This is a genomic window from Burkholderia sp. Bp9099 (assembly GCF_003857805.1).
Taxonomy (GTDB): Bacteria; Pseudomonadota; Gammaproteobacteria; order Burkholderiales; family Burkholderiaceae; genus Burkholderia.
In genome coordinates this window covers 1-401 of the sequence record NZ_QTPU01000111.1, presented here as the reverse complement: position 1 = coordinate 401, position 401 = coordinate 1, and the positions used below count along the sequence as shown (strand labels likewise).

The following is a 401-nucleotide window of genomic DNA, read 5'->3' as shown; positions in this document are numbered from 1 at the left end:
AACGGGCTGGTGCTCGGCAGTGTGTACGCCATCATCGCGTTGGGTTACACGATGGTGTACGGCATTCTCGGCATCATCAACTTCGCGCACGGCGACGTGCTGATGATCGGCGCGATGGTCGCCCTGTCGGCGATCACCGTGCTGCAGAACCACTTTCCCGGACTCGGCAACGTCGCGACGCTGACGATCGGCCTTGGCATCGCCGCCGTCGTCTGCGCGTGCGTGGGCTACACGATCGAGCGGGTCGCGTACCGGCCGCTGCGCCGCGCACCGCGTCTCGCGCCGCTGATCACCGCGATCGGCGTGTCGATCCTGCTGCAGACGGCCGCGATGATCATCTGGTCGCGCAACCCGCTGCCGTTCCCGCAATTGCTGCCGACCGATCCGATCAACGTGATCAA

General features: G+C 65.6%; 1 protein-coding gene. It reads left to right on the top strand.

Features of this window, described 5'->3' with window-relative positions:
- On the top strand, window positions 1–401 hold a 401-nt coding region (locus tag DIE17_RS37155), incomplete at both ends, for a branched-chain amino acid ABC transporter permease (protein WP_148095037.1).